Here is a 9,783-nt window from a genome sequence, read left to right as displayed (position 1 = left end):
GTCGCGCCGGTGACCGCGCCGGGCGGCGGGCGCGGTTGGGGGAGCAGTCGCGCCTGGGCTCGCCCCGCGGCGCCATCGAACGGTGAGCCCGAAAGACGACGCGGCGCCCGCCCGGCGGGCGGTCGACGGCCAGCGCAGTGCCGTGTACGCCGCCGAGCAGATGGTGTTCGGCCTCTTCGACAACGTCGGGTCGGGCCGCGCGGCCCGCGTCGGCGGCGCGAACCTCACCCTGCCGCACGAGGCCCGGTTCGCCTCGCTCGAATCCATCGACGACTACGTCGTGAAGGTCCTCGCGCTGCCCGCCGTCGTCGAGCGGTTCGGACGGGCGGGTGTGCCGGTACGGGTACGGTCCCGGCGTGGTGCCGCGGCGGCCACCTATGAGCCCGGCCCGGAGGGCGGCGTGATCGCCATCCCGGCCGCCAATCCGGGCGGCGGGTGGGCCCTGCGCGAGCTGGTCGTCCTGCATGAACTCGCCCATCACCTCGACGACTCCGGCGGTCCGGCGCACGGTCCGGGGTTCCGCACGACACTCGCCGACCTGGCCGGACTCGTCCTGGGCCCGGAGGTGTCCTTCTGCTACCGCGTGATCTTCGGCGAAAGTGGTTTAACGGACGCTCGACCCACTTAGAGTCGTGACTGGGCAGACATCCGACGGTCACTATGACTGCCGCCACAATCGGTGATGTTAGTCTGTTCCGGGTTCGGGGAAGCAGGCCAGCCGAGGGGGTGAGCACAGCGTGGGGGTACCAGCCGCATATCGGCCGACAGGCCTGGGGTGGGCATACCGGCTCTACGAACAGCTCATCCAGGCGCTCGGCAACATCGGCCACTTCCTCTCGTTCGCCTACTACGCCGTCCGCTACGCCCCGCAGGCCATGTGGCGCTTCCGCGGGCAGACCATCCGCACCGTCACCGACCTCGCCTGGGGCCGCGGGGCGATCATCGTCGGCGGCGGCACCGCACTCGTCATGGCCGTCCTGGGATTGGCCGCCGGCGCCACCGTCGCGATCGTGGCGCACGGCACGCTGAGCATGCTCGACCTCGGCCCGGTGGCCGGCGGTGTCTCGTCGTACGCGATCACCCGCGAGTTCGCCCCGCTGCTCGCCGCCCTCGGGTTCGCCGTCCAGGCCGGTTGTCGCATGACCGCAGAGATCGGCTCCATGCGCATCAGCGAGGAGATCGACGCGCTGGAGGTCGTCGGCGTGCACTCGATCGCCTTCGTCGTCTCCACCCGCGTCATCGCCGGGATCATCACGATCCTGCCGACCTTCCTGATCGCCATGCTCGCCGCCTACCTGTCCAGCGCCCTGGTGGTGCAGACGCGCGGTGAATCGGCCGGCGCCTACGCGCACTACTTCAACCAGTTCGTCAACTTCCCCGACCTGGTCTATTCGACGCTGAAGGTCTCCATCTTCATCGTCGTGATCATCGTGATCCACTGCTACAAGGGCTATTTCGCCGCCGGCGGCCCCGAGGGCGTCGGCGTGGCGTCGGGCCGCGCCATCCGGGCGAGCCTGGTGGCCATCGTGGCGCTCGACCTCCTGCTCACCCTCCTCTTCTGGGGCTTCAACTCCCCGTTCGTGTTCCGGGGCTGATCGTCGATGCCTGACTTCCGCGCACCGGGAATGGCCGCCGACAGGCAGACCTATGTCCGGCGCGCGGTCCTCGCGCTCATCGGTGCCGTCGTCCTCGCCCTGGCCGTCGTGGGCGTGCGGGCGGCGCTGCCCGACGACGCCTACCGCATCACGATGCACACCGACTCGCTCGCGGGCGGGATCGAGACGGGAACCGGGGTCGTCGTCAACGGGTCGGAGATGGGGAAGGTCGAATCGGTCTCGGCCGATGAGCAGGGGCAGTTCTCGCTGGGACTGGCCCTGGACAAGAAGCGGCTGAAGAACCCGGGGATCATCACCTCGACCACCCGCCTGACCTACGCGCCGAAGAACCTCTTCGGGATCTCTGCCGTCGTCCTCAACAGCGTGCCGGGCGGCGACCCGGTGCCCAACGGCGGCACCCTCTCGACCGACACCCCGGTCGACGCGACGCTGACCTCGATGCTGCGCCAGCTCAGCGACATGCAGGGCAACGCCTTCGAGCCCTACGTCGGCGACCTGATCGCCAAGTCCGACCAGGCGTCGATGGCGATGCTCCCGGTACTGGACATCGTCGGTCGTCTCAGCGACCTCGTGGTGGAGACCGAGTCGATCCCCGCCGACCAGTCGCTGCCGCAGCTGACCGGGCTGATCAAGTCGCTGCCGCCGAGCCTGGACAACATCCTCACCTCGCTCAAGCGCGACCTGAAGTGGCCGGCGATGAACCGCGGCGGTGCGGACTTCCTGGCGCGGGAGAAGGAAGGCCTGAACGCCGCGACCACCACCACCATGGACAACCTCGGCAGGCTGCTCGGGCCGACGGCCGTCGGGCAGCTGATGCCCCTGATGCCGCAGGTGCAGCCGCTGCTCGACCGCATCCTGGAGAGCTCGCCGAACGCGCGCAAGAACGGTCTGCAGATCCGCCAGCTCATCTACAACCTCAACAAGGCGCTGCCCACGCTCGACGGCCGCCCCGTGCTCAAGGTCGACGTGGTGCTGCGCGGCATGCCCGGCCCGACGTCGGCGCTGACGGGGGGAGTCCGGTGACCTCGGCCAAGCGGGCCCTCATCTACCTGGTCGTCTTCGCCATCGTGGCGATCGGCGGCGGCATCTTCGTGGCCAACGGCATCACCCGGCCCGTCGCCGGGGCGAAGGCCGAGTACACCGCCGACTTCACCAACGTCTCCGGACTCCGCGTCGGCAACGACGTGCGGCGCCTCGGCACCCGGGTCGGCAAGGTGACCGCCGTCGACCTGCACCGCGACGACAAGGTGCAGACGACGATCGCGCGGGTGAAGTTCACCCTCGCCGACGGGGAGAACGTCTACGGCGATTCGCACCTGGCGATCCGCTACCTGAACCTCACCGGCATCCGCTATCTGGACCTGCAGCAGAAGTCGAACACGGGTACGCCCCTCAAGGCGGGCACCCTGATCGGATTGGACTCGACGACCCCGTCCTTCGACATCACCCAGGTGTTCCACGGATTGGCGCCGGTGTTCCAGGTGATGAAGTCCGAGGACATCAACCGTCTCGCCGAGGGGCTGGTCGCGATGATCGAGGGCGACGGATCGGGGTTCGCCAAGACCGTCGACTCACTCAGCCAGGTCCTCAGCCTCGTCGACCAGCAGAACACGGTCGTGGACACGCTCGTGGACAACCTGCAGGCGCTGTCGGGGACGATCAAGGGCAACTCGAAGTACATCGAGCCGCTCATCGGCTACATCCAGCGGTTCAGCACGGTCTTCGCCGCGACCGGCGCTGACATCCGCAACTACGCCGACCAGACCGGCAAGGCGGTCGCCGGGCTCGACGACTTCATGGCGGCGATCGGCCTGGAGAAGAACGACTCGCCCGGCCTCAACGACCTGGTCCGCCAATTCCTGCCGCTCGGCGAACTCGCCGTCGGAATCCTGGCGATGACCCCCGGCATCCTGGCCGCGTTCAACTCGATCCTCCCGCCCGTCGGCACCCCGGCGGCGCAGAAGTGCTCGAAGGGCGAGGCGCAGATCCCGGCCAACCTCAAGATCTTCCTCCGCGCGTCGGAGGTGAAGCTGTGTCAACGGTGAACGGGGACGACGGGGTGACCGAGCCCGACGACACGGCCGCGGAGACGGAGGTCGACACGGCCGCGGAGACCGGCGCCGGCGCCGCGTCGACGAAGAAGCTCGGCTGGTCGCCGCGCGAGATCCTGCGGCGACTGTCGGACAAGCCCGCGATGAGCAACGCCCAGCGCGAACGCGGCGAGATGCGCTGGGGCATCGCCGCGGCCGTTCTCCTGGTGGTGATGGGGCTGGTCGCCGCCGGCATCTACGCCTTCACCCCCGGCCAGTCGCGCTTCACCGCGGAGTTCGAGGAGGCGGGTCAGATCAAGGCCGGCGACAGCGTCCGCGTGGCCGGCGTGCCGGTCGGCACGGTCAAGAAGGTCACCCTCGTCGGCGACCACGTCGACGTCGACATGTCGGTACGACGCGGCGTCTTCATCGGCGACGAGTCGCGCGCCGACGCCAAGATGCTGACGGTCGTGGGCGGCAACTTCATCGACATCACCTCGGCCGGTGACCGCCCGATCGGCTCGACGAAGCTGAAGAAGGAGAACACGTCGGTCCCGTACTCGCTGACGAAGACCTTCTCCCTGGTCACCCCCAAGCTCGACCAGATCGACGTCAAGCCGCTCACCGCGCTGCTGACCAACCTGCACGACGGTTTCCAGGACAACCCAGGGGCGCTCAAGCGCAACCTCAACGTGCTCGAGTCGATGCTGTCGAACCTCAACCGCCGGCAGGACGAGTTCGGCTCGATGCTGTCGCTGGCCGCCGAATACACCCAGCGCATCGACGTCAACGGCGACACCCTGACCGTCATGGCCCGCCAGTTCTCGGCCTTCTTCACCGACTTCGAGGCTTACGGCTCCCGATTCTCCTACTACCTGAGCCGTCTCGCCGACATGCTCGAGCGCGTCAAGGGCGTCATGCTCGAGTACGACACCACCATCGATCCGCTGCTGCGCCAGGTCGACGACATCGGCCGCCGGTTCGGGCCGCTGCTGCAGCGGTACGACCCGCTCATCAAGAACGGCCGCGACTTCATCAAGCGCCTGGAGGGAATGGTCGGGCCGGACGGCTCCATCCGGATCGACCAGTCGCCGCTGGTGCTCTCCTCGGACTACTGCTTCCCGATGCCGGGGGTGACCTGCTAGATGATCAAGAAAGTCGCCGGTTCCAAGTGGCTGATCTCCGGGCTCGCCATCGCCTCGGTGTTGCTGCTCGGGCTCGCCTACCTCGGCTTCCAACGCGTCACCGCCCGGACCACCTCGTACTGCGCCGAGATGGCCGACGGCATCGGGCTGTTCCCGGGGAACGCCGTGATGCGGCGCGGGGTGCGGATCGGCACCGTCGAGAAGGTCGAACCCGCGGCCGGTTCGGCAAAGGTCACCTTCAAGGTCGACGACAAGTTCCCGATGCCCGCGACCGCGAAGGCGACCAGCATCTCGCCGTCGATCATCGCGGTGCGCCAGCTGGCGATCATCGGCGACCCGGACGCCACCCGGTTGCCGGCCGGCTCGTGCATCGCGCGGGCGAACACGGCCACCCCGTCGTCGATCAGCGAGGCGCTACAGAGTGTGAACCGGATCGCCGACGAGCTGACCGGTGCCGGCGGTCCGGAGCAGAACGCCAAGGTGATGGGCAGCCTGACGGCCATCTCCAAGGAGCTCACCGGCGTCGGCCCGATCATCAACTCGCTGATCAAGCAGCTCGCCGTCCCGGCGCAGACCCCGATGGCCGGCGCACTCGCCGACATGGCCACCGCGCTCGACCACACCAGTTCGCTGACCGTCGGACTGGCCGACAGCTGGCCCATCCTGCAGAGCTTCGTCGACTCCATCAACGCGATCACCGACCCGATCGTCATGCCGATCATCAAGGACATGACGCGGATCGCCTACGCGCTGCCCGAGACGCTGGCCGCCGCGACCCCGGTCGTCGCGCGGTACGAGCACTTCGCCTGGCCGGCGCTCGACGTGATCGTGCCGATCACGCGCGTCATCGGCGCCGGCTTCCGCAACTGGGCCGACCTGCTCGGGATCCTGCCGGTCATCATCCGCGCCTTCCACGTGAACTTCGACCAGAAGTCGTTGGGCCTGCGGATCAGCTACAAACCGCCGCGGACGCAGATCCCGGCGAAGAACCCGAGACTCACCTGCGCGAACGTCAACCGCTTCATCCCCAACCAGTGCAAGGTCGTCGGGCCGGACAAGATGGAGCTCGACGCGCTGCGCGCACTCATGCTGTTCACCGGAGCGGGGCGCCCATGACCACACGACGATTCCCCCGTTTGGCGCGGGCGACCGCGGTGTTGACCGCCGTCGTCGCGGTGTCCACCGGCTGCGCCTCCTTCTCCGTCGAGCGGCTGCCCGCACCGGGTTCCGGCGACGGTTGGCCCCTGCACATCCAGTTCGGCACGGTGATGAACCTGCCGACCGAGGCGAAGGTGACCGTCAACGGCCTCAAGGCGGGATCGGTCTGGAAGATCTCGCCGGCGCCGGACTATGCGAAGGTGACCGTCCGGCTCGAGCCGGCCACGGTCGTGGGGCGCGATGCGACGGTCGAGCTGCGGCAGGACACCCTGCTGGGCGACACCTACGTCGCGATCACCAATCCCGCCGACGCCTATTCGTCGCCGCTGCCGCACGGCTCCACCCTCGGCAAGGACCGGGTGAAGCCGCCGGTCCAGGTCGAGGGCCTGCTGAACAGCCTGGCCAACTTCGTCGGCGGCGGCAGCCTGCCGCAACTGGGCAACACCTTCGACCGCGTCGTCGAGAAGTTCCCCACCGACACGGGCAAGACGCGCCAGGCGACGACGGCCCTGGTGGGCACGCTCAACGCGTTGGCCGCGCAGCAGGACAGCCTGCGGTCGCTGCTGATGTCGAGCAACTCGATGGTGAGCCAGCTGGCTCAGATGGAGTCGGACATCCGGTTCGTGCTCAGCCCGCAGGGCATGCAGTTCATCGACGCGATGACCGCCCCGGCGCAGATCGTCGACCTGTTGGCGCGGCTGCAGAATCGACTCATCCCGATCATGCCGTTGGTGCCGGTGCTGAAGGTGGTCACGCAGATCGTCGAACAGGTCGTCAAGCCGCTGCTCATCCCGGGTTGGCCCGATTACTTCGGCCAGGCGTCGAATCCGCAGGCGATGCTGAACATCTTCACCGACCGCCTCGTGCCCTTCCTCAAGGCGGGGCCCGCGGTCAACGTGAACAAGGTGGCGATCGAGAACAACGTCTCCAACAGCCAGCTCGCAGACATGATGCTGCGCCAGCTGCGGATGATGGGGCTGGCGCGATGAGCAAGGTCAACCGCGAACTCCTCTTCAACATCATCACCTTCGTGACGGTCGTCGCGGTGTGCGGCGCCTACCTGGCGATCTCGGTGTACCGCTGGCACCCGTTCGAGAAGACCTCCACGGTGTCGATGAAGCTCAAGGACACCAACCTGATCCTGGACAAGACCGGCGTCTTCCTCAGCGGGGTCCGCGTCGGCGAGGTGTCTGACGTCGACATCACGCCCGAGGGGGCGACGGTCAAGATGACCTACCCGGCGTCGACGAAGATCCCGTCGACCACCTCGCTGAGCATCGGCATGCAGTCCGCGCTCGGCGAGCCGTACATCAACTTCGAGCCGACGTCGACCAGTGGTCCGTACCTGCGCGACGGCGACACCGTCGCCGCCGACAAGGTGGCCGAGCCCGAGTCGATCCCCGGGATGTTCGACCACTTCCAGGACATGATGTCGGTCGTCGCGGTGGACCCGCTCGCCGGCCTGCTGCGCGAGTCGTGGGAGGCCCTCGACGGGACCGACGAGGCGATGGGCCGGCTCAGCGACGGGTCGCGCCTGATCGCCGGCGTACTCGCCTCGCGCACCCCGCAGATCCGGTCGATGTTCTCGGCGACGCAGCGGTACAACCAGAACCTGATGTGGGCGATGGGCGCGGTCCCGACCTTCCTCGATTCCTGGAGCAAGATCCTGTGGAACTACGGCGACGTCCTCAACGGGGTCGGGGCGCTGGTCAACAAGGGTCAGCTGGCCGAGAACCTGAAGGTCCTGAACCCGTTCCTGTCCAAGCTCACCGACTACCTGGTGAAGATCCTGCCGCCGACGATGGACGCGCTGGGCCCGATCATGCCCATCGTCACCGCGCTCAACCAGACCATTCCGCAGATCAACCTGTCCGAATTCCTCTCCGACGCCATGCAGCTCTTCGGCGCCGGCAACGGGATGCGCGTCGTCGTGTCCCCGGTGAACTAGGCTCCCAACCGCCAACCCCGAAGCCCCGAAAGGATTTCCGTGCCGACCAAACCATCGAGCGACGACGAATCGACCACCGAGGAGACCGAGGTGGTCGAGGCCGCCGACGCGGCCGACTCGGAGTCCGGCGATCCCGCCGAGAAGGTCGAGATCAAGAAGCGCTCGGCGAAGGCGAAGGCCGCGGCGCCGTCGGGTGAAACGTCGTCTGCGTCCACCGGGTCGACCGGGTCCGCCGCGTCGACCGGCCGAAAGGCGGGCGACCGGGAGATCACGCTGTCGGTGCGCAAGCTCGTGTACGGGGTCGTCGGTGCGCTCGTCGCATTCGGGCTGATCTTCGGCGTTGTGGACAACCTGCGCGTGCGCAGCAAGCTGAACAAGCTGGAGGCGCAGCAGACCAACAGCGAGAAGGCCGAGAAGGTCGGTGGCGACTACGCGGTGCGCGCGGCCACGCTGGACTACAAGGACCTCACGCCGTGGGCGGCGAACCTCAAGAAGGGGGTGTCGCCGGAGCTGGCCAAGCAGTTCGACGTCGCCGTGCCCGCGATGCAGCAGGTCCTGACGCCGGTGCGGATGGCCTCGACCGCGACCCTGGTGTCGGCCACGACCACCGACGTCGCCGGCGACATCTACAAGGTCACCGCCGTCGTCGACGTCACGTCGACCAGCCTGCAGGCGCCCAACGGGGCGTCGTCGCTGGCGGCGTACGTACTGACGCTCAACAAGGCGCAGAACTGGATGATCACGGCCGTCGGCGACCAGGCGACGCCGGGCACGCCGAAGCTGCCCGGCATGACCGGGGGACAGCAGGGCGTCAAGCCGCCGCTGCCCGGGCAGACCACGACCGCGCCGCAGACCACGACCGCGCCGCAGAAGACCGACGAGCAGCCCACACCCGCGCCGGGAGGATGATGCGATGACCGCCACGGCAGTGCCCGAGACCACCGGCCCCACGGTCGGGGGCGTTCTCGCGGACAATGTGCGCGACAACGCCTACGGACCCGTGCGCACACTGGGGCGCACGTTCCAACTGGCGGTGCACGGCGTGGCGCAGATGCTGCTGGACATCGGCCGCTGGCAGCTCAAGGTCAAGGAGACGCTCATCCAGGCGTGGTACCTGGTCAGCGTCACAGCGCTGCCGGCCTTCCTGATGGCGATCCCGTTCGGCGTGATCGTCACCATCCAGATCGGCAATGTCATCAACCAGCTCGGCGCGCAGTCGCTGCTCGGTGCGGGCAGCGGATTCGCCGTCATCCAACAGGCCGCGCCACTGGCATCGGGAATGCTGCTCGGCGGTGCCGGGGCGTCGGCGATCGCGGCCGACCTCGGTGCCCGCAACGTCCGCGAGGAGATCGACGCCATGCGCACGATGGGCGTCGACCCGATCCAGCGGCTGGTGGTTCCGCGCATCATCGCGGCGGTGTTGGTGGCACCGCTGCTGGCGCTGTTCATCATCCTGGTCGGCGTGGTCGCGGCCTACTACGTGGCTGTTCTCGGGCAGGACGTCGGGGCCGGCAGCTACTGGCAGTCCTTCGGCGCCTTCGCGTCGGTCCGCGACATCGGGCTGGCGATGCTGAAGGCGATCATCTTCGGGTTCATGATCGCGGTCATCGGTTGTCAGCGCGGCCTCGAGGCCAAGGGCGGCCCGAAGGGCGTCGCCGACGGTGTGAATGCGACGGTCGTGGTCTCCACCGTCGCGATCATCATCGTGAACATGATCATCACCCTGATCTACACGGTCTTCTTCCCGATGCAGCTCGGCTGACCGTCGCTCCGCTCCACGCCGAGTGGGCGGTCCAACTTCGCCGAGTGGGCGGTCCAATTCTGCCGAGTGGGCGGTCCAATTCTGCCGAGTGGGCGGTCCAATTCTGCCGAGTGGGCGGTCCAAT

Annotated in this window: 10 protein-coding genes; all 10 read left to right on the top strand. The window is 68.0% G+C overall.

Features of this window, described 5'->3' with window-relative positions; all coding sequences use genetic code 11:
* Positions 1-82: 82 nt before the first annotated feature.
* The 10 genes from QM634_RS13400 to QM634_RS13355 all read left to right on the top strand — a co-directional run bounded on the left by QM634_RS13400 (position 83) and on the right by QM634_RS13355 (position 9,659).
* Entirely contained in the window at positions 83-628 is a 546-nt protein-coding gene (locus QM634_RS13400) for a TIGR04338 family metallohydrolase (RefSeq protein ID WP_415043275.1), read from the top strand.
* Between the two features lie 109 nt (positions 629-737).
* Positions 738-1,595 carry an ABC transporter permease gene (locus tag QM634_RS13395; RefSeq protein ID WP_415043274.1) on the top strand — a complete coding sequence of 286 codons (858 nt, stop codon included), beginning with the start codon at positions 738-740 and terminating at the stop codon, positions 1,593-1,595.
* Between the two features lie 6 nt (positions 1,596-1,601).
* Positions 1,602-2,639, top strand: coding sequence for an MlaD family protein (locus QM634_RS13390; RefSeq protein WP_415043273.1), 1,038 nt, complete (start codon positions 1,602-1,604; stop codon positions 2,637-2,639).
* The gene (locus QM634_RS13385) at positions 2,636-3,661 is read left to right on the top strand and encodes an MlaD family protein (protein ID WP_415043272.1); all 1,026 of its coding nucleotides are present in this window, start codon (positions 2,636-2,638) and stop codon (positions 3,659-3,661) included. Before QM634_RS13390 ends, QM634_RS13385 begins: the two co-directional genes overlap by 4 nt.
* Positions 3,649-4,791, top strand: coding sequence for an MlaD family protein (locus tag QM634_RS13380; protein ID WP_415043271.1), 1,143 nt, complete (start codon positions 3,649-3,651; stop codon positions 4,789-4,791). The genes QM634_RS13385 and QM634_RS13380 overlap by 13 nt, the downstream gene beginning before the upstream one ends.
* Positions 4,792-5,907: an MlaD family protein gene (locus QM634_RS13375; protein ID WP_415043270.1), complete on the top strand. Its 1,116-nt coding sequence runs from the start codon at positions 4,792-4,794 to the stop codon at positions 5,905-5,907.
* Positions 5,904-6,938, top strand: coding sequence for an MlaD family protein (locus QM634_RS13370; RefSeq protein WP_415043269.1), 1,035 nt, complete (start codon positions 5,904-5,906; stop codon positions 6,936-6,938). The genes QM634_RS13375 and QM634_RS13370 overlap by 4 nt, the downstream gene beginning before the upstream one ends.
* Positions 6,935-7,897 carry an MlaD family protein gene (locus QM634_RS13365; protein ID WP_415043268.1) on the top strand — a complete coding sequence of 321 codons (963 nt, stop codon included), beginning with the start codon at positions 6,935-6,937 and terminating at the stop codon, positions 7,895-7,897. The genes QM634_RS13370 and QM634_RS13365 overlap by 4 nt, the downstream gene beginning before the upstream one ends.
* Before the next feature lie 39 nt (positions 7,898-7,936).
* Entirely contained in the window at positions 7,937-8,806 is an 870-nt protein-coding gene (locus tag QM634_RS13360) for a hypothetical protein (RefSeq protein WP_415043267.1), read from the top strand.
* Positions 8,807-8,810: 4 nt separating this feature from the next.
* Positions 8,811-9,659, top strand: a complete 849-nt coding sequence (locus QM634_RS13355; RefSeq protein ID WP_415043266.1) for an MlaE family ABC transporter permease — start codon at positions 8,811-8,813, stop codon at positions 9,657-9,659.
* Positions 9,660-9,783: the final 124 nt, after the last annotated feature.

The sequence above is a fragment of the Gordonia sp. (in: high G+C Gram-positive bacteria) genome, assembly GCF_047606305.1.
Lineage (GTDB): Bacteria > Actinomycetota > Actinomycetes > Mycobacteriales > Mycobacteriaceae > Gordonia.
The sequence above is the reverse complement of the archived record's forward strand: the minus strand, read 5'-3'. Positions and strand labels throughout refer to the sequence as shown.